Here is a 20,669-nt window from a genome sequence, read left to right as displayed (position 1 = left end):
GATGCATGGGTGTGCCGCCAGAGCCCCGGCGTTATGATGTTTTTTTGGGTGCGCCTGTTTTATCTACTATCCAGTTGCCAATTTTCACGCCCTGGGCAACGCCATTATCGATAGCATCCATAAAGTGGATGCCGCCCCAAAACCTAGAGATGGCCGCCTCTTTTGCAGCTTGCATAAAGGAGCTGAAATGCCTGGGCGGAACACCGTAGCTTACTTCTATATTATCCGAATATTGAAAATTATCACCCAAATAATGCGTCAGGATAACAGCCGATGTAGCAGAAACAATTGAATGGCCGCTGATGTATTCGGGGAATGGCGGAGTTTGCAGTAATGGTTTCCAGTTTATGTCGATATATCTGCGGATGGCAGTTTCAGGCCGGATCCGGTTAGTGCGGTATTTATCTTCCCAGCAGGATATAAAAGCATCAAGCAGGCCGGCCGCCACTACGGTGTGGATTTCCATTGCTTTTGAGAAACTTGTTTTAGCCTGGGTGCATGCTATGCCGGTAATGCCCAGCCAGTGCGCCCCGGGTGAGATCTTTTTTAACCCGATCAGCATGTGCCCGTTATCCTGTAAAGCGAAGGGGTTGCAATCCCAAAAATTGGCAATATTCTTCTGTTCCGGGGTTAAATCGTTTGCACCTGCCTTATAATTCATCAGCAAAAATTTATAAAAAGCGGAGTTTTTATCAGTAGAAAAAGAAATAGGCGGCCCGGGTAAAAACTGGGTGGATGAATTGATAAACATTGGCCTTACTGTATTAAAATACGGCTCAACCGCAGCCATATAGGCCGGCGGAGTTGGGTCCCAGGTACTGTCTGCACGGGCAGGTGAAAATCGTTTGTAGTTACTAATGCGGTTATATTTATCCTTTTTTGCGTAGGCCAGTATTTGCTTGCTTACAGCAGCAGCATAATGTCTTGAACTATCAATAACCTCGTCGGTAAAACCAATTTTCCTGCATGAGTCTAACAGGTGCTCCTCATATTTTATCATTAAGCTACCTGTAGGCTGCATCTTACCTGCGGTTTCCATCATGGCTATCAACGCACTAAGCTGGTAATTGTAGCCTTTTGCAAAAGCAGGTTTTTTGATATCAGGATATTCATTTAAAACGCCCTGCATGCTTCTTATGCTTTTGTCATTCTCTGCCACTACCTCGTAACCGGCAAGACAAGTGTATGCAAAAAAACGCGCAGCCAATGGCGGATTGGTAACGTCATGTACCATTCCGAGTGTTACCCTGTTTATTACTTTGGTGATATCAGCACTGGTTAATACAGGTTGTTTTTTATTATTGCAACTATTAAACAATCCGCCAACTGTAAGCAGGATTATTATTAAAAATGCTTTAAATCTCATTTGCTTAGTTTTCTTTGTAGGCTTTTACTCCAACCTGGTTAATCCCGAACAACAGGGTATTATTTACCTTGGTCACGCTCCTCACATCGCCCCATAGCTTAAATCCCGACTTTAACTGCGGAATATATTTAAAATGCCCTTTCCCATCGCCTTTTAGCAGCAGACCGTAGTTGGCATCGTATTTTCCGATCCGGAGCCTTGCCCGGTTAATATTGCCGCACAAAAGCAGGTCATCATTACCGTCGTGGTCGTAATCTAAAGTTGTTATGGTATAAACTGGCGACGACTGTACCTCCAGGGGCAATGCAGCAGTATGCAGCTTACCTTTTGAATCGCTCAAAAAACAAGTAGTGGAAAGATTATTTGCGTATAAATGGTTCGCGCCCTTTAATTCCACAGGGGTGAATATGTCTGTAAGTGACGCATCTGCGTAACTCTTATAATCCGGGAAACGATTACGCATAATGCTCATCTGGTCAAATAATTCATCGCGGGTTACATAAGGGTAACTTTTACCCTGAATATAAAAGCAAAAAATCGGATCGACCGCGCCATTGTCGTCAAAGTCCTTATAATACATCTCTGCAGGTTCCGCATCCGAAACTTTAAATTGTGTGTTAAGCCCAAGGTTGCCGGCAATAAAGTCCGGGTGCCCGTCGTGGTTAAAATCGTCAACGAGTATCTTGTTCCAGAATCCGCTTTGCGGCTTATCGAAATAAGTGCTGGTGCTATTTACCAACTGGTTACCGGTATTAGTTAATACAGTAATGGGCATCCATTCGCCAACTAAAACAAGGTCGGGCTTTTTATCACCGTTTATATCTACCCATACAGCATCAGTTACCATGCCTATGTGCTGTAATTGCGGGTTGTATTTGTTTGTTTCGTCGCTGAAATGCCCTTTGCCATCATTTACCAGGATATAGCTTTGCGGTGCTTCAGGATACCTTCCCGGTACTACTCTTCCTCCCACAAACAAGTCGGGATATCCGTCGCCGTTGATATCGGCAGCTACAACACAGCTTTTGCTGCCTGATATTTTAGGCAGACTATTTTTTGCTTTGGTGAAATTACCTTTCCCGTCATTAATATAAAGCCTGTCCTGCAATGCCGGGTCTCCGGGCACAATGTCGCCATAGCCGCCTGAAGCTACATACAAATCTGGTTTACCATCGCCATTGGCATCAAAAAACAGCGCTGCTGCATCGTTGCTTTTTTTATCCTCTTCAAATGCTGATACTGGTTTTAAAACGAATGTTTGATTTGCCTGCTGCAAGTATAAGGCCCCTGATTTGCCATCTTCTCCACCAACGTAAACATCCTCCAAACCATCGCCGTTTACATCGCCCTTAACAACGCACGGACCGGAAAATGACATCGGGTTTATCATCAACGGTTGCCTTTTAAAGTCGTTAATATCGTTTTTTTTCTGTTTGTTATTTACAGGCGATGGAATCTCGGTAAAAATGGACTTGTCAGCCAGGGGTTTCTGATATTTGCCTGCGGCATTTTTTTCATTCAGTACCAATTGCTGGTCAGCATTAATGTGCTGTATAAGCTGCGTATCTCCGGTTTGCCATATTATACGTAACGAATCCACTTGTTTATCCTTGCCCAAGCCAAAATGCAGTACCGGCGACACGCTGGACTGAAATCCGCGGCTCGGCATTTGCTCAAGGTACTGCAACTTGTTTTTTATATAAATAGTGACCCTGGCCCCTATTCCCTGGGTGTTTTTACCGGCACCTTCCAGTTTTAGCTGCAGGTAATGGTTACCGGATTGCTTGTCGGATTCGTTTTGATAGATAAAAGCAGGCTGGTTAATATTGTTAACCACAAGGTCAAGGTCGCCGTCGTTATCCAGGTCGGCATACGCAGCTCCGTTACTGTTTGATGATTGGGTAATACCCCACGCCGTGCTGGTATTGGTGAACTGCAGGTTCCCGTTATTCTTAAAAAAATAGCTGCTTACCTGCGACGACGGCATTTGCTGCACCAGGTTGTAAATATCCTTGCGCATTAATCGCCTGTCCTTCAAATAATCGCCCATATATTTCATAAAGTCCATATTTGTAAAATCGCGGGTATATCCGTTTGTTACAAAAAGGTCTTTCCAGCCATCGTTGTCATAATCAGCGAACAACGGTGCCCAGCTCCAATCGGTATTTGAGATACCCGACAACTGGCCCACCTCGCTAAAAGTGCCGTTTCCATTATTAATTTGCAGCATATTGCGCATATACTGGTAATAAAAGCCGGTACGAAGCGTCAAGTCGAACTTTTCATAATTATCCGGCGCGAATAATAACTTTTGCCGGTGGTTCCCCTCGGGAAGCATGTCGAGCGTAAAAATATCGGGCAAGCCATCGTTGTTTATATCCGAAATATTATTCCCCATTGAGAACTGGGAAGTATGGCCCAACGACGATTGCAGCTTATTGGTGAAAGTGCCGTCCCCGTTGTTGATGTACATAAAGTCGGGAATGGTATAATCATTTGATATATAAATATCAGGCAGGCCATCGCCATTAATATCGTCTATGGCGGCGCCCAGCCCATAAGTAAGGTCAGAGCTGCTTATCCCTGCCTGTTCGGTTACATTTTTAAAAACACCATTGTCATTCCTGTATAGCCTTACTCCATTAAACGAGTTTGATTTTTTTAAAGCTGCCACGGTATTAACCTCATCCAATACAGGTAACTGGGTGGGGCTATGATTCAGCAAAAACATATCGAGATCGCCGTCAAGGTCATAATCAAAAAACACAGCCTGGGTGCTGTACCCCGCATCTGCCAGCCCATATTGGCGGGCTTCTTCGGTAAATTGTGGATTGCCGTCCTTGTCATTGCCCTGGTTAATAAACAGCTGGTTTTCGCGATGTTCTTCCCGCACATTTCCCGAGTAACAAACATAAATATCCAATTTACCGTCGCCATTTACATCAGCCATTGTTACACCTGTCTTCCATGGCCCGGGCCTGCCTGCTACGCCGGCGGAGGCGGTAACATCGCTAAACTGCATATGCCCTTTATTGATATAAAGTTTATTATCAGTCATATTACCGGTAAAATATAAATCCTGCAGGCCGTCGCCGTTAAGGTCGCCAACGGCTACGCCGCCGCCATTATAAAAATATTCGTACATCAACACGTTAGTGTTTAGTCCTTCAGTTAATGTATTGCTAAAATCCACGTGGGTTTGTTCGGGCGACAGCAGGGTGAAAAGGGGTTTGCCGTTTTCGGCGGCAGCATCATTATCGGCAGTTTTATGGGTACAACCGGTTACTATCACAATTCCGCTAAAAAGCAATTGAAAAAATGTATTTCTGTAAATATTCACCAAATTTTTCGTTTAAGTAAGGGGCTAAAAGTAAAAGAATGCCGGTATTTTGCTCCCGGCATTCTTTAGATTAAATATACAGAATTTGTTTCTTTTTAATTAGTATAACCAGGGTTCTGAATTAACTTATTGTTTTTATTCATCTCATCCCTGTAAATAGGCGGGAAATAAACTTTGTCATTCCAGCTGCGGTTTTCCACTCCCGGGTCAAGTTCCTGCACCGTATAAGTATAATTGTAGTTATCGGTGTTGTACCTGTAAACACTAACCGTTTTGCCAGCCTTTAATGTACCTGTAATCTTCATTATTTTTGCTTTATTTCCAAGCGTTTGCGGCGCTATCATCCAGCGGCGGGCGTCGTAAAACCGTTGCTCTTCAAACATCATTTCCACGTTGCGTTCGTTCCGGTAGCGCTGCACCAGGGCATCCCCTGCATCGGTAATAGCGGGCATTCCCGAGCGGAAGCGGATCCTGTTGAGCCAGGTCTTCGCCTCTCCTTCCTGGCCTAAGGCCAGGCATGTTTCTATGTAATTAAACACAACCTCGGTGTATCTTATCATAGGCGATGGCACTTCCTGGCGTGTGTTATTATCAACAATCGCCGGATTAGGGTCCATAAACTTCCTGATGGCATAACCGGTACGAGTGCCGTTCCAGTTTTCGATAGGCCCGTTTCTTGTGTCCAAACCAAAGTAAGTTACTGCGCTGCCTGCGCTGCCTGTTTGATAAGTGCCCATCTGTATCTCATTGTAAGGGTCAATACCAGCGCCGTCTGGTGTACGAGGTTTCCATGGGGCACCGTCATACAATACAGAAGCATAAAAGCGGGGATCCCTATTTTGATAAGGAGCTGCAGCTTGTTCTGGTTTAGTCCAGTCAAACTTGGTACCGTCCATCATCTCATAATCATCAACCATGTTTTGCGTCGGTTCGCTCGATGTCCAGCCGTGGTAACCGTTAGTACAGTTGTTGCGGGCATACCATGCACCCCACTCGTCTTTGGCGTTAGCAAAATAACGGGCGAACAAAAGCTCAGCCTCGCCGCCATTTCTCGATAAATAGGAGTTTTGATAATTTGTAAAACCATTAGCGTCAGGAGCACTTAAATCAAGTTTAAAACCGTATTTACCTAAAGCCATAACCGCTTTTGCAGCGTCCTGTGCTTTTTGCCAGCGGGCGGCACGGTCACCGTCTACGTAGCCTAACAATTCAGGGTGCGCAAATTGAGAAATAAGGGTCGATTTTGCCTTTGCGGTTGGCATGTCGTGCAAATCGCTGGCGGCATATAATAACACCCTGGCCTTTAAAGCCAGTGCTGCATCACTTGTGGCGCGCCCTTTGTCAAGGGACTTACCTTGCAGCAGGGTGTTGGCCTTGTCCAGGTCACCTACTATAAAATCAACACAATCCGAATAGCTGCTCCTGGCAATAGTAAAGTCAGTCGCGCTGGCCGAATAAGACGATTTCACCAGTGGAATACCACCGTAATAACGCAGCAGTTGATTGTAATAATAAGCACGCATAAATAAAGTTTCGCCAGTTAGCTGGTCGGCAAGTGATTTATCAATTGGCGACTTGGCTAATTGTTCTAAAGCAATGTTTGCCGACCTTATCCGGGCGTACATGTTCCCCCATTCGTATGTATGGGGTACGTTACCCGTGTTGGCCGGGCTTATATTCCCTTCGTTTATGTTCTCTTTTCCAAAATTATAGAGTGCATTATCTGTCTGGCAATCGAGGTTTTCCTGGTTAAGTTCACCTTCATACAGACCGTTGTACAACTCCGTTACAAAAGCCTGCGAGAGGTTGGGATCTGCCCAGGTGGTTGCCGACGATGCCTGGTTTAATGGCGTTGTATTCAGAAACTCCTTCTTACACGACGTAAGCAGCGCTCCCAACACAACTGTTAGCATTGAGATCTTTCTTAAAAATGTTTTCATATCGTTCAAATTAAAATTTTACACTTGCTCCCAAATTGATAACCCTTGACTGTGGGTAATAGTGCCCGTCTGAACTGGTTGATTCCGGATCATATATATGCTGCTTTGCTAACGTTGCCAGGTTAAGCCCGTTTGCATAGAAGCGTAAATTACTCAAGCCTATCTTTCTATTGATAGTAGATGGAATGGTGTAGCCAAGTTCAACGTTTTTAAGCCTGATATAATTCATATTCAACAGCCAGTAGGTATTTCCATTTGAGAAATATTGGTTATTACGGTCGACGGTGCGCGGGTAAACTGTGCTTGGGTTATCAACAGTCCAACGATGGTCATAACTGTACTGCGTGTAGTTACCAATAGTTCCCGACTCTGTTTGAAAGAAAAGCTGTGCGCCTGTTGCGCCCTGGAATAAAACTGTTAAATCGAAGTTTTTATATTGTGCTCCAAAACTTAAACCTCCCTGGAAAGTAGGGGTGTTATTTTTATCGTTCCTTACCTGGTCATCGCCTGTAATTTTACCATCACCGTTTACGTCTTCGTAAATCATGTCGCCGGGGCGCAGGGTGCTGGCACCAACGCCGCTGTAATCAATTTTATTGGCGTCAATTTGAGCCTGGGTAGCAAATATACCTTTGTACACATAATACAGGCTGCTTCCAATAGGATGTCCGGTAGATTTTTGCCATGCAGGTGCTCCAGGAGCTTCATTCCACAAATCGATCCTGTTTTTTGCATAGCTGCCGGTAACGCCTACATTATATCTGAACTGGCTACCAATATTATCATGGTACGTCAATTGAAATTCCCATCCTTTGTTGCTCAGTTTTGCATAATTTACAGGGGGCAGCAAGTTACCGGGTATGCCGGTGGCAGGAATGGTTCCTGACTTAGGCCATAATATACTGGTACGCTTATTTAAAAAAGCCTCCAGCACAAAATCCAGTTTTCCGTTCAACGTGGTACCTTCTAATGCGACATCGCTGTTATTGGCAACTTCCCATGTAAAGTTCGGGTTCGGTGCTATGCCTTCAGACAACGTTTGTACAGGCACGCCGCCAATTATGTACGAACCAATGTTATATAGGGAAAGGAATGCGTATTCATCCAACTGTCCGGTGGCGGGGTTAATTACGTTGTCGTTCCCCAATTGGCCCCATGACCCGCGAAGTTTTAAATTTTGAATAAACTTCACATTGTTTTTAAAGAAATTCTCCTCCGAAATTCTCCATCCGGCGGAGATGCCGGGGAAGAAGCCAAAGCGATGATTTTCGGGGAAAATATACGATCCATCCACCCTCCATAAAAACTCGGCCAGGTACTTCTCTTTATAGTTATATCCTACCCTACCGAAGTAACTTAAACGAGCCCTTTCCCAAGCTCCGCCGTAGTTGCCTATCTCAGCGTTACCACCTGCAGATAATTGATCGATAGCCGTTGAGCTATAATATTTACGGTTGGCGCCAAAGTAACTATCATTTGATTTTTCCTTGGTTACACCTGCAAGTACTACAATGTTATGGCTGCCAAAACTGTGGGTGTAGCTTGCTATGCCTTCCAGCATGCTGCTAAACTGGTCATCAGACCCCTGGCTAAGATTTGCCTGGGCCGGACCGCGGGCTACCTTGGTTAGCACAGGAGTTTTGCCATCGGCCTCATAATGTACATTATCCCAGCTGTATACAAACCAGGGGGTTTGCCAGGCTTTTGTTTGTTGCAAGTATTTATCCAGTGCTACGTTGCCGGTAAATTTCAATCCAGCTATGCCCGGTACGGTGATCTCGATTTTTCCGTTGGTCTGAACATAGTAACGTGTATCCTTATTATAGCCTGTCTTATTAGTGGTAATCAATACGGGTTGCTGCCCGTTTTCAATATCTGGCCCCGGTAACCCATTTGGCCAGTACGCCGGCTTATTAGGGTAACCACGCGTCAGCATCCTGAATATATCGCTCGCACCACCACCGTTAGGGAAGAAACGATTTTCCTGGCGGCCTGATACGCCGAACGAAGTGCTTACGTATTTATTTACTTTGGCATCAAGGTTCATACGAAAATCATACTGCTTGTAGCCGGTTGCTGAATTTTTGTAATAACCGTCCTGGCTTTCGTATCCTATCGAAGTTAAATACTTTACGTTTTCTGTACCGCCCGATAGCTGTATGTTTTGACGGGATTGCGGCGACCAGGTTTTTAAAGTGGCCTTAAACCAATCAGTGTTAGGGTGCCCCCATGGGTCAGATCCGTCGGCAAATTTTTTAAAGTCGGACGGCTGAAATGAAGCTGAAGAAGTAGCACCGTTGTCTGGCCTGGTAAAGCTTCCTGTTGATTTAAATGCGGCAGATGCAGCACTCCAGTATTGCGATGGCAGGTTGTATAAGTCAATTTCGTTCGCCAAAGTAGCATACTCAGTTGCAGTAGCCATTTTAGGAATAACAGTTGGCTGCGACCAGCCATGGTTATAAGTATAAGAGATTTCGGGCTTGCCAGTTTTACCCCGCTTTGTGGTAACCAGGATAACGCCGTTAGCCGCCCTGGAACCATAAATGGCTGCTGATGCATCCTTCAAAACCGAGATACTTTCAACATCCGCCGGGTTTATACGGTCAATTGTGTTTTGGCCGGCAGGCGACGGAACCCCGTCAATTACCACCAGTGGGTCGCTATTTCCCAGCGTATTAGTACCGCGGATACGAATATTTGAACCATCATAACCGGGTTCGCCGCTTGAATTGGTGGCAGTAACGCCGGCCATACGCCCGGCAATTGAGTTGGAAAGGTTGGTTGCGGGTGACTTTATCAGTTCATCGCCCTTAACCGCTACTACTGCGCCGGTAAGAGTGGCTTTCTTTTGTACACCGTAGCCTACAACCACAACCTCATTAAGGCCTTTTGCCGAGGCCTGTAATTTAATATCGAGCGTTGTTTGACCATTCACAGGTACCTCCAATGTACTATAACCGATGTAAGATACCACTAAAGTTGCATTATCAGGTGCAGTAAGTGCGAAATTACCGTTTACGTCGGTAAGCGTCCCGGTATTGGTGTTCTTGATTTTCACCGAAACACCGATGAGGGTTTCGCCAGTGGCCTGGTCGGTTACTTTTCCTTTAATGTTTATTGGAGCGGCAATGGTGTTATTATAACCGGAAGCCCTTTTTGCGGGCATCAATAATTTAGTTTTACTGCTCACAGCTGCATTCGCAATATCGGTAAGCAGCAGAAATACCAGCAGGAAGCCTGATATTACCTTTGAGCGCTTCGATAAAATGCGTGCTTGTTTAGATAAAAAATGTTGCATAGTTGATTTTTAAGATGAGAAATTGATAGGTTCTAATTAGCGGCAATTGAATAATCGCCATACAATCACTTTTAGGGTTAAGGGCATTTTTTTTCTTCCATTTTGTTGTTTTTTTTAGGTTAATAATAATTGGGTTTATGAATCGCATATTGGTATTTGCTTTTCTTTGGGCCTATAACCGTATAAAATACATTTATAGTTAAACCGCCTATTTTACCAGCCTGGTTTATTCCTCCGGGTGGTACAAATGCTTATTAAATTAATTAATGTAAAAGATACAGGTATTATTGGCAACGCTAATCTGGTGATAATAGCGAACTAAAAAGGGGGGGTAAATCGTAATTATAGGGGGGCTATTTAATAAAATGCGCCGGATAAACTACTTTTTGAATAAAATAATCCGGAAAAGCTGATTTTAATTCTAAAGTTTTGTAACAAACCGTTTACCTGCCGGGCTGAATTGCCCCCGGTGTTTCTTTATATATTCTGAAGGATTCATGCCAAACAGCTTGCTGAATTGCTCCCTGAAATACTTGGCATTATTGATACCAACTTTATAAGCAGCTTCAGCCACGGTAACGTCAGAATTTAACATCAGTTCGGCAGCCTTGCGCAACCTGATATACCTGATAAACTCATTTGCCGACCTACCCGATATGGCCTTAATTTTTTTGTAAAGATTAGAATGGCTCATCCCTATTTCATCAGACAGATTTTTAATACTGAATTGCTCGTCTTCCAGGTGGTTTTCAACAATAGCTATACATTTTTCCAGAAACTCCTTGTATTCAGCGGGTATCTTGTGACCATTGGATTTTAGCGTAATAGCATTATAAAAATATTTATGCAGGTTTTCATGGCTTTTTATCAGTCCGTTAACCCTCGCAACCAGCACCTCTTTTTCAAATGGCTTTGTTATATAGTCGTCAGCGCCGCATTCTATCCCCTTTAGTTTTATTTCGGGTAGTGCATTTGCAGTTAATAAAATAAAGGGAATGTGGCTTAAAGCCGAATCTTCTTTTACACGGCTGCAAAGTTCAATTCCGCTAAAGCCATTCATCATTACATCGCTTATTACTAAACTTGGCATAAGCTCACAAATCATACTATAGCCGTCGCTTGCATTATCTGCCTCAAAAACGTGGTATTCGTAGCTGAATATCTGTACAATGTATTGCCTAACCTCGGGGTTATCTTCAATTATAAGCAATACCTTTTTCGAACTTACCAATGCATTATAAGCATCTGCCGGCACCTGGTTTAGGTACTCGCTTTCTGTTATCAACCCCTCTTCATCCATCAGCTCGTCGAGGAAGATAGAAGGTTCAGTCGTATCTTCAAAGATCAAATTGTCTCCAAAATGTTTCTTGCCTTTTAAAAGGGTAACGCTGAAGGTGCTGCCGTTAGCTTCCTCGCTTTCATAACCTATGCGGCCCTGGTGATTGTCGATAAATGTTTTCACGAGATAAAGGCCAATTCCAAACCCGCCGCCGTGCGACTGGCTGATGTTTTGGATCTGGAAGAACCTGTCAAAAAGCTTTTCGCCTATTTCCTTACTTATGCCATATCCTGAATCTTTTATCCGGATAGTTACACTGTCTCTATCCTCAATAATCCCACAGCTTATTTTACCGTTATCCGGGGTGAATTTTATGGCATTCGAGATTAGATTAAAAACCACGATTTCAATTTTCCCCCGATCCGCATAAACTTCAATTACTGCATTGTCGCTATTAAACTCGATTTGCAGATTCTTTGTTTTTACCTGGAAATCAAAGTATAAGATTACTTCTTTACATAACTCAACAATATTAAGCTTTACTATGGTCAGCTTATCTCCGCCGCTGTCTGCTTTCCTAAAAAGCAGCAATTGGTCGGTAAGGCTTAACAAACGTTTTGCATTACGGTAAACTACTTTCAATGCGTTTGTATCGCCGGGACTATTTTCCTTATCTGCAAGCAATTGCTTTAGCGGATTTATAATTAAAGTAAGCGGCGTGCGGTATTCGTGCGAGATGTTTGTGAAAAATGAAAGCTTTTTCTCATTTAGTTCTTTTTCCTGTTCGGCTGTTATATGTGCCAGCCTGATGTCGTACTTTAGCTTCGACTGGTTATTTTTATAGCGCAAGTAGTAATAAACCATCGCTATGGCAAATAAAACATAAAATAACCATGCATACCATGTTTTGTACCATGGCGGTAAAATGCGAATGTTTATTGCAGCATAATCATCAAACCAAACACCGTCCTGGTTGGATGCTTTAACCTTAAACACATATGTGCCGGGTTCCAGGTATCGATAGGTGGCCGACTTTTGCGTTTTCACGTAATTCCAATTCTTATCTAACCCTACCAAACGGTATGCAAATTCGCTTTTGTCTGAATAGGGGTAGTTTAAAGCTACATATTGAACAGAGAATACTGACTGGTCGGGTTTTAAAACAATTTCATCTGCCTTGTTAATCGTCTTGCTTAAAATGTGGTCTTTTTCGCCGACCTCTACGTCTTTGTTAAATAATTGCAGGCCGGTTATCAGCACCTTTGGCTTAAAATTGCTTCTTTTTACATCATCCGGAAAAAAAATATTGTAGCCCTCGGTACCACCAAAGCAAATAAAGTTATCCCGGGCGCTATACATAGACGAACTTGGGCTAAAATGCCCTGCCTGCAAACCGTTGGAAACATCATAATTTAAAATGCTGCCCGTTTTATTTTCAATTTTCGACAGCCCCTTATTAGTGCTTACCCATATATTGCCCTTGCTGTCGCGCTGTATTGCGTTTATGGTATTATTTGCCAGCCCATCACTTTCCATAAACCGTTTTATGCCTTTGCTTTCTAAATCATAAATAATAAGGCCGTTGCTTTCCGTTCCAATCATCAATTTACTGCCGAAGCATTTAAGTGAATAAATAACCTTGCTTGGCAAAAATGCTGCTAACTGGCTACTACTGAAGCAAGCGGAAAATTTATGTTGCTGTTTATCAAAACAAAGCAAGCCATTACCATAAGTGCCTACGTATATTTTTCCGGTATTGTCCTCGCATATGGCCCTGATATTGTTGCCGGGTAAAGCGTTGTTGGCAGTAGAATAGTTAATAAATTTTGTGCCGTTTTTTGGCAGAACACTTATGCCGCCATTATTTGTACCCAGCCAGATGTTGTCGTCCAAATCTTCAAAAATAGTTCGTACATCATTCCTGCACAAGCTCGATGGGTCGCTGGCGTTATGCGTCCAATTGGTAAAATTACCGGTCTTTTTATCGTACTTAAATAAGCCGTGTGCGTACGAACCGAACCATAGATCATTGCTGCGCGACTTGTATGCGGCTAAAATAGCAACGTTCTTTAGTGGTGCACCCGGAACATCGGCAAAATAATGCTGAATAACCTCGCCATTAAGTTTCTTTTTGTATATCCCGTCTCCATCGGTGCCAAGCCACAAATACCCTTCATCGTCCATACACATGCCATAGTACCGTAAATAGCCCGTGCTATTGGCGTCCCGCAATTTATTCTGAAACTTCTTGAATATACCCGGCACATTACCTAATAAATATACACCGTCGCCATAGGTACCGGCCCATACGTTTTTATCCTTATCCATGTAAAGCCTGAATACGGTACGTTCAGTTACGGTAAAATTGTCGTCGGTTTTTACCGGCTGGATGGATACGTTTTCAAAATCCGTCTGGTTTGCTTTTTGCAGGTCGAGCCGGTAAAGGCCTCCATCCTGCAGGCCGATAAGCAAATTATGGTCATTATCCTGGAGCAGCGATGAAAAATTGTTACTGCGCATTTGGTAACGTGGGCCTTCAAATACCAATATTTTGTTTTGAGCCCTTTTATAAACTGCAAGGCCCTTATTTGTTGCTATCCAAATGTTCGAAAATTCATCTTCAGTAATTGCATTCACCCGCCCTGCCGGAACCTGGTTTAATGGCATTTGGTTGTTCAGACTTTTTTTAACCTGTCCACCTTTCGTATTAAAAACAGATGTGGTTGTCTCGGCCCCAACCCACAATAATCCCTTCGAATCCTGGTAGACGTAGGTAGATGAGTTAGAAATTGCCGGCTCAATATTTTTGAGGTTAAAATTTTTAAAAATGCCGGTGGTTTTATTGTACGAAAAGACACCCCTGGTGTAAGTAGAAAACCATACCGTATTTTTTACGGCAGTAATACTGGTCAAATCGTTTACCAGTATGTTTGCCGCCTGTTTAAACTTTACATACTTTTCGGTATTGGTGTCAAACTGGTAAATACCCTGCCGCGTAGACAGCCATATATCACCCTCTGCATCCTTATAAAGGAAATCTAAATAATTACTGGGTAAACTATTCGGGTTAGACGCATTATGCTTAAAAACTTTGAAATTTATACCATCAAACCTGTTCAGCCCATCCTCGGTAGCAAACCAGATGAAACCGTTGTCATCCTGTACGATACCTGTTACGAAACCGTAAGAAAGGCCATCTTTGGAGGAGTATTTTAAAATCTTCCTGTTATATGATTGCTGGGCATATGCAATTGTCTCACAAATTATACAAAGTATAATTAAGCAGGCCTTTCTCATAAATTAGTTAATTGGTAAAACAGCGCTGTTTTTAACATCACTTTAACCAAAACTAATAATTAAATTATTTTAACATCCAGAAACTATTAAAAATTTTAGAATTGATATTAAATGAAGATGATTTTTTATGAAAAAATAAGCAAGCATAATCCTAATAATTCGGATTGGCCAGGGGATAAGGGGATAAGGCCGACGGGGCCGTTGGAAAGGTCATCTATCACAATTAGTCATGATTTTAATAAAAGGCTTCCTTTAAGGGACAATAAAAAAGCCGGCATACATAGCTTGTTATTCTGTCTTCAAACTTTTTATCGGGTTTGCCATTGCGGCTTTTATGGCCTGGAAGCTTACCGTTATTAATGTGATGAGTATAGCGCCAATAGCTGTAACGATAAATATCCACCAGGCGACATCGGTGTGATACTGATAGTTACGCAGCCAGTTGTGCATAAAATAATAAGCCACAGGCGAGGCTATGATTATTGACAAAAACACCAGTATGGCAAAGTCTTTCGATAGCAATTGCCACAGGGCGAACACTGAAGCGCCAAGCACCTTGCGTACACCTATTTCTTTAATGCGCTGTTCGGCCATGAACGATGCCATGCCAAACAAACCGAGACAGCTGATAAATATTGCCAGCCCGGCGAAAACAGTAGCCAGCTTACCCAGGCGTTCCTCATCACCGAATTCTTTAGCATATTCCTGGTCAACGAAGTGATATTCAAATGGCTGTTCCGGGTTTTCGGTTTTTAAAACAGCAGCGATGTTGTGAATAGCTTTACCGGCGCTCATTTTCGGACTTATCTTTAGCAGTAAACAACCTCCGGCCCATTTCGCTAAAAAATAAACCATTGGTTGCACCTGTTCATAAGGCGACCGGTTAATGGTGTTGTTAGCTACGCCTACGATCTTAAACTTCTGGCCATAAAAGGTTATGTAGTTTTCTGTCGGTTTTTTCATGGTCATAAAATCAGCTGCCGCCTGGTTGATGATCACCGCTGATGAATCGGAAGGGAATGACGGTGAGAAATCGCGGCCTGCGCTAAATTCCCAACCAATGGTTTTGCCATAATCGTATGAAATATCCTCCTGGCCGAAATTGCCATCCAGGTTAGGGTCTTCTCCAGGCCATCCCACGCCGCCGGTAGTACCAGCACGTTTGTTAGGTGGAGCATCTGCTTCGGCCATTTCCGTTATCGTGCCGTTACTTGCAAGGGCCTGTTTTATCGCCTCAAAATGTTGGTGGAGTTCAATAGTCCGGACGGGTATTGCAACCAATCTGTCCTGGCTGTAGCCTACAGGGCGGTCTTTGGCAAAAAGTATCTGCCGGATAACTACAATGGTTCCGATGATCAGCACAATGGAAACGGTAAACTGAAGTACCACCAGTACTTTACGCGGGGCCGAAGCTAGCCGCCCCACCCGGAACGCCCCTTTCAATACCTTTACAGGTTTAAATGACGACAAGTAGAGTGCCGGATAACTGCCGGTAATAATAGCGGTGATGAAACTGAGGCCATTTGGCCTGACCATCATGGTATGCAGGCCGTCAAATTGCAGCACCCAATTGGCGCTGAAGGTAAACCGTTTGTTAAGGTTGCTTTCATGGAGAATAATATCTGGTTTTGCAACACGCTTGTCGGTGTTTTCCATGTACCGCTTATTGAAGCGGTCGGCTGCTTCCTGTAGCGGATCCCTGATAGTGAATGTTTCGCCATTAAAAACCAGATATATTACTTTATTATCTTGTACATAGACCTGCTTGATCTCATTCAATCTGTGCTCGTCTTTTCCCGATAAAATACCGGTGATGATATCCAGGATCATTTCGGTCCGGTTAACCAGATTTTGAACTGATTGAAGTGCGAGCGGGAACATTAAAATATGCTCGTCAGGCAGGCGGAAGAAGAAATTGAAGGTGGATTCGTTGGCCGTAAAGGTTTCCTTCCCATCAAATATTTGCGCGAACGGACTATAAAAATCGGCAAGCAAGGCAAAAAATTTTGCTTTGTGTTCGGGAGTAATCTTCAGCAAACTTTCGGCTATAAAAAACGAGAACCAGGATGCGTTATAGATATATCCCCCGTCTGGATATTGTTCCTTAGGATCGATTTCCAGTACCTGCGTAGTGAGCAGCTGGTTGTCAATTAACTTGATGAGCTTTTCTGAGGCTACATATCTGAAAAGGTCCTGTGACGCTGCAAGGGCTAAATCAGTTTGGAATATTGGCCACTTCATAAGTTTGTGATAATGATTTCAAAGCAAGGTACAAAAAGGCTTACGGAAAATCTCTGGGTTCAGGAACACAACGTTTTTTAACAGTAACTTTGTTTAATTGCCCGTTACCTTTTCCCACATCACGATTATATATGCTCATGTTAAAAGGACTAAAAAAACTGACCAAAGAACAGGAAAATATCCTGTCCGGATTAAAACAATTAAGTGATGAAGCAGCCGGTTTTTTCCAGGATGCCTTATTGATCATGGATGAAGATTGTTTGCTAACCTCCAAGGTGAACCTGGTCGCCCATTTAACGAGGGAGATCGATTCCACATTCAGAAAGATTTTCGCGCCGAAAGAGATTTCGGATGAGCATCCCGAGGCAAAAGAGGGCCGTGGTAACTATGCCTCAATTTTGGTGGCGATGGGTGTTGAGAACAAGCAGCTCGCAGATGAATGGTTTAGCATCGCCAAACAGTTCCCATCGTTCGCACACCGGCATGGATTAAAGACCAGGACGCTAAAGGAGTTTAACAAACTATGGACTGGGTATGAGAAAATTCTGAATTACCTGTTGGGATCTCAGTATGCTTTTCTGGACCGGATTGCGCACCTTGTAGGATTTGAGGAACCTACCAAAGAAATGCTGGGTACACTTCCTTATTTCTTAAAAGATATCAATAACCAGTTTCAATTTTATAAGTCGCTTGACAAAACGGGCTGGCTTTTACCCTTGTATGAACAAGGCTTTTTTAAGGTTTTGCCGATGGGGCAGCTTCCGTCTGAGCCAGGTACAATGCGTTTTCCGGAATGGATGCCATTACGGTATTTAGCCAACATTGCCGGGAAAGCTGATGAAAAGCAGGAAGAGCTGATTATTAAAATAATCAGGGAACTTCAGGCAGCGGTCATTAAAGGGAATGTATTATTGGATGAGAACTCCATTTACCTGGTAACCAAAATCATTAACGACCTTCCGAATTACCTATTTCAAAAGGAGGACTCCGAGTTTTTGATCGCGTTTGGAAATTACTGGCCGATTGATCATGTGGTTTTCGAAAACGTATTGACAGAGGACCTGATTGAAAAGTACGTCAAAATGGGATCGGCGGAAGGCGTGCAGAACGTTCTGAATTTTACATTTGGCTACCGGAAGCATGATCTTAAGATGCCGCTTAAGGGAAAGTTTGCCAAGTTTAGTAATAACAGGGTAATCCCAAACACCCGCGACGCCAATCATTGGTTTTTAAAGCAAAACTTAAAGGAAGTTATTGCATTAACGGGCTTGGATCTCGTCAAACAACTGGCTGACATTTTAAAGTCATTGGGCCAGGATTATTCTTATGAGGTCCAGAATATTCCGTCCATCGAAGATTCGGAGCAACGTACGGGCATTTATGGCGATTGGTCTTATCAGCTGATCGATATTGTCAGTTTAAGCGGGGAACTGCTTCAACCAGGTGACAAAAAGGAACTGGTCAGCTTTTTGATGGGTTCCGATTCGATCATTCTACATCGGATTGCATTTCATTTGATAAGGAGTGATCGTGCAGAACTGATTTCGCTGTTCTGGGATTACATTCAAAAAAGTCCATTAAGCCCACTTTTACCATTACACGAGCTTTACCTTTTGCTTACGGAGATTTCATCGCAGCTTTCAGTGGAGGAACTGAATTTTATCCTTTCCTGGTTGGAAACGATTAAGGTGGAAAGTGAGCATCTCAGTGAACAGGAAAGAAATGATTACCGAATTTACAGGATCCAGAGATATTTATTTGCCCTGCATCCTGAAGGTGGTGAACAGCAAGGCATCCTCAAAGTTTTTCTTGAAAAATATGGTGAACTGTCCCCTGAAAATAACCCACATCCGGAGTACGATAGCTATTCTACTTTTTCGCATGGCTACGAGGTCCCAGACGATGCCGGTGAACTTGAAAAATTAACCGTTCAAGAATTGGTAGACAGGCTTGCTGCGCATAAAAAGAAAGACAAGTTTGATTTTTCCGTTGACGGTTTAGGTCTACTGGTTATCAATTATATTATCGGCGACCCGGCAAAATTCATTGAAGGATTGCCCTTGCTGATGACCCTTCCCCTAATGTTTATCAAATCGGTTTTCAATGGCTTTGCTACAGTGGCCAAAAACGGAGATCTGGCGGACTGGAAAGCTATCATAAACGTTTTTTTAGAAAGGATCAACCAGGTAGATTTTAGAGAGGAGGCTAATGCAAGGTATGCTGATGAGGTAGGCTACCAGTTGGCTGATTTTATATTGAATGTTAGCGAGAAGGACGATCAATACCATTTTAAAGCGGATGAATTGGAATATCTGGCGGCCACAGCTATTGGGCTTTTGGAACTGGAACAAATTAAAAATCTCGACCATATCGATAAGGATTTTGTCAATTACCAGCTGAATACGATGGAAGGTAAGTTGTACGCGGCAACAATTAATATTAGCAGGTTATGGTCGCAACAATTGGCTGAAGGAACCAAACATCGTCTACCGCCCCCGGTATCCGATTATCTGGAGCGCAACTTGAGCCGTACTTCTGAAAAAGGCAAGGCGTATTCTTTAGGCCTCGGTTATCATTTCGCTTTTGTGCTTTATGCCGAAAAGGCCTGGTGCTATAAAAATGCGGATGCTATTTTCCCAGACGACCGACCTTTGCATAAGGATTATACGTTAAGTAACCTGTTTTCTCCGTACACTTCCATTTATAAAAATGTTGTGGAATACCTCAGGGAGACCGGATTGAATGCTTACGCTGTAAAAAGATATATAACGGATACGGGTGAGTTAGCAAAGTTGTGTAAGTATGCCTTGGTTGATTATTTTGATATGAGCTATGATCCGATGGTGGATGCTAAATCGCTGATCTTTGAATTGGTTACTCATCGTGAGCCGTTACAATTTGAAAAGCTGGTCGCCGTATGTTGCCAGTTAGGAAGCGTTCCCCAGGAGCGGCTACTTGCGTTATGGAAAATATTGGCTAAGATTGCTGCAACTGAACCGGATAAATATGCTCAGGTGCTTAATGATTTGCCGCGGCTGTGCAGTCTGGTAAATGTAATGGATGATGAAGTTTTTGAATTGTTGGAGTTGTCCGTCCCTTACCTAAAGGATGTATCACCAACCTATTTCCTAGTAAAAGACTTGCTAGATAAGCCTTATGACCATTTGGAGAAAACGGGAAGTATCTTGTTAAAAATTTGGAAGCAAAGCGGAATCCATGTGTTTGTGACTGATGAGCTTAAGCAGTTTGTGGAACGGCTTTATACAGAAAGCATTTTAGATGTTGCCGATGAAATTTGTCATTTTGTAGCAGCACGCGGGGATTTGGGGCTCAAAGCGATTTATGATAATTATAAACTTTCCCAATTTAAGTAAGGGAATCAAAAAGCCCGAGATAAAAATACCGTTCTTTTGTTGATGCTATCATATACAGGTTTTAAGGGAACTTTAATCACATCACCTTCTACGCATGTCATATAGCGCGGCAAAATAATGAATCCTTTAAGCCCTTAAGTACACAATTTTATACGAACGAAGGTCTCCAATATATTGGTGAACAATTATATGTTTAATGATTTGACGTACTCCTGATACAGTATATCTGCCAATTCATCGTAAACTCGACCAATTTTTAACTTGGAAATTTTAGCTTTACCTTTGTGGTGTAAGAATAACAAAATCGTACACTCCTTTATTGCCGTTCTGGCAAGTTTGGGAAATCGGACACCTTAATCGAGCTCTTAATCATTTAAAAGGAGGCGTTATGCTACTTTTTGGCTTTGTTTTTTCTGTTATCGCTAACATGATGCAGATAGCAAATACTATCAAAGGTTGGATAACCTGCACTTTATAATAATGTTAGAATCACCTGTTATTTGTGATTGAGGCTGAACTTGGTTCAGCCTTTTT

Annotated in this window: 7 protein-coding genes; 1 reads left to right on the top strand and 6 read right to left on the bottom strand. The window is 42.9% G+C overall.

Features of this window, described 5'->3' with window-relative positions; translation table 11 throughout:
* Window positions 1-31: 31 nt before the first annotated feature.
* From Q0R52_RS22855 to Q0R52_RS22830, 6 genes are all read right to left on the bottom strand, one after another.
* Complete coding sequence (locus tag Q0R52_RS22855; RefSeq protein WP_295799035.1) at window positions 32-1,366, bottom strand: vanadium-dependent haloperoxidase; 1,335 nt, start codon at window positions 1,364-1,366, stop codon at window positions 32-34.
* 4 nt (window positions 1,367-1,370) lie between these two features.
* On the bottom strand, window positions 1,371-4,706 hold the full coding sequence (locus Q0R52_RS22850) for a VCBS repeat-containing protein (protein ID WP_295799032.1): 3,336 nt from the start codon (window positions 4,704-4,706) through the stop codon (window positions 1,371-1,373).
* Between the two features lie 95 nt (window positions 4,707-4,801).
* A complete protein-coding gene (locus Q0R52_RS22845) occupies window positions 4,802-6,646 on the bottom strand; it encodes a RagB/SusD family nutrient uptake outer membrane protein (protein WP_295799030.1) in 1,845 nt (614 codons plus the stop codon).
* Window positions 6,647-6,656: 10 nt separating this feature from the next.
* On the bottom strand, window positions 6,657-9,944 hold the full coding sequence (locus Q0R52_RS22840) for a TonB-dependent receptor (RefSeq protein ID WP_295799028.1): 3,288 nt from the start codon (window positions 9,942-9,944) through the stop codon (window positions 6,657-6,659).
* 421 nt (window positions 9,945-10,365) lie between these two features.
* Window positions 10,366-14,520 (bottom strand): two-component regulator propeller domain-containing protein, encoded by a 4,155-nt coding sequence (locus tag Q0R52_RS22835; protein WP_295799025.1) that lies wholly within the window; start codon window positions 14,518-14,520, stop codon window positions 10,366-10,368.
* Between the two features lie 288 nt (window positions 14,521-14,808).
* On the bottom strand, window positions 14,809-16,761 hold the full coding sequence (locus tag Q0R52_RS22830; protein WP_295799022.1) for an FtsX-like permease family protein: 1,953 nt from the start codon (window positions 16,759-16,761) through the stop codon (window positions 14,809-14,811).
* Between the two features lie 137 nt (window positions 16,762-16,898).
* On the opposite strand from Q0R52_RS22830, the gene Q0R52_RS22825 reads away from it, so the two are divergent.
* Entirely contained in the window at window positions 16,899-20,135 is a 3,237-nt protein-coding gene (locus tag Q0R52_RS22825) for a hypothetical protein (RefSeq protein ID WP_295799020.1), read from the top strand.
* Window positions 20,136-20,669 lie beyond the last annotated feature (534 nt).

This window comes from Mucilaginibacter sp., assembly GCF_025359345.1.
Taxonomy (GTDB): Bacteria; Bacteroidota; Bacteroidia; order Sphingobacteriales; family Sphingobacteriaceae; genus Mucilaginibacter.
This window is presented reverse-complemented; position numbering and strand designations above follow the sequence as displayed.